The sequence below is a fragment of the Streptomyces corynorhini genome, from assembly GCF_003346515.1.
GTDB classification, from domain to species: domain Bacteria; phylum Actinomycetota; class Actinomycetes; order Streptomycetales; family Streptomycetaceae; genus Streptomyces; species Streptomyces corynorhini.
In genome coordinates, this window is sequence record NZ_QQNA01000475.1 from 1 (window position 1) to 1,461 (window position 1,461).

At 77.0% G+C, this 1,461-nt stretch carries 2 protein-coding genes; both read left to right on the forward strand.

Going from position 1 to position 1,461, the window contains the following annotated elements; genetic code table 11:
- Positions 1-584 (forward strand): D-arabinono-1,4-lactone oxidase (locus DVH02_RS34620; protein WP_325051426.1); only part of this gene is annotated, 584 nt, incomplete at its 5' end.
- A 98-nt stretch (positions 585-682) separates the two neighbouring features.
- A complete protein-coding gene (locus DVH02_RS34625) occupies positions 683-1,438 on the forward strand; it encodes a decaprenylphospho-beta-D-erythro-pentofuranosid-2-ulose 2-reductase (protein WP_114627770.1) in 756 nt (251 codons plus the stop codon).
- Positions 1,439-1,461 lie beyond the last annotated feature (23 nt).

Consider the following 1,461-nt stretch of genomic DNA (forward strand, 5'->3'; position numbering starts at 1 on the left):
CCCCGGCCGGGGCGCCCGCCCCCGTACCGCCGACCGGGCCGGTGGGACGGGCGGCGGCGGCCCTCTTCAACGAGGTCTGGTACCGCACCGCCCCCCAGGCGCGTACCGGCGAGCTGCGCCACCTCCCGGCGTTCGGCCGACCGCCGGGCGCCGCCGTGCGGCGGCCCGGGATCCACGGGCGCGACGGCTTCGTCCGCTACCAGTTCGCCGTCGGGTACGGACAGGAGGCGACGCTGCGCCGGATCGTGGAGCGCGTCGCGCACCGGGGCTGCCCGGTCTTCCCCGCCGAACTCACCCGCTTCGGCACCGGCGGCCCCGGCTGGCTGTCGTTCCCCACGCCCGGCTGGACGCTCGCCATGGAGCTGCCGGTCGCGGACCGGGCCGGGCTCGCCCCGTTCCTCGACGAGCTGGACGGCGAGGTCGCGGCGGCGGGCGGCCGGGTCTGTCTGGCGCACGACGCCCGGCTGCGGCCGGAGGCGCTGGCCGCGATGTATCCGCGGCTGGCGGAGTTCCGGGCGCTGCGGGCCGAGCTGGATCCGCGGGCGGTGTTCACCTCGGACCTGTCCCGGCGGCTCTCCCTCTGAGCGCGCGGCGCACGAGTGACGTCCGGCGCACGAGTGACGTCCCGGCGCACGAGGCCGGCCCCGCCCGATCACGCCCAACCCCCAAGGAGCACTGAACGATGAAGGACGCCTTCGGCACCCCGCAGTCCCTGCTCGTCCTCGGCGGCACGTCGGAGATCGGGCTCGCCACCGCGCGCCGGCTGATCGCCCGCCGTACCCGTACGGTCTGGCTGGCGGGCCGCCCCTCCCCCGCCCTGGAGACCGCGGCGGGCCGGCTGCGCAGGCTGGGCGCGGAGGTCCGCACCGTCGCCTTCGACGCGCTGGACCCCGGCGGGCACGAGGAGGCCCTCGGCAAGGTCTTCGCGGAGGACGACATCGACATGGTGCTGCTCGCCTTCGGGGTCCTCGGCGACCAGGCGCACGACGAGGCGGACCCGCTGGCGGCGGTGCGGGTCGCGCAGACCAACTACACCGGGGCGGTCTCGGCCGGGCTGGTGTGCGCGGGCGCGATGCAGACGCAGGGGCACGGCTCGCTGGTGGTGCTGACGGCGGCGGCCGGCGAACGGGCCCGCCGCGCCGACTTCATCTACGGGTCGAGCAAGGCGGGCCTCGACGCGTTCGCCCAGGGGCTGGGCGACGCGATGCACTCCACGGGGGTGCACGTCATGGTGGTGCGGCCCGGGTTCGTGCGGACACGCCGGACCGCGGGACGCCCGGAGACGCCGCCGGTCACCACGCCCGAGGCGGTGGCGACGGCGATCGAGCTGGGGCTGCGGCGGCGCTCGGAGACGGTGTGGGTGCCGGGGACGCTGCGGGTCGTGATGGCGGGGGTACGGCATCTGCCGCGTCCGCTCTTCCGGCGGCTGCCGGTCTGAGGAGCGGACGGGGCAGATGCCGT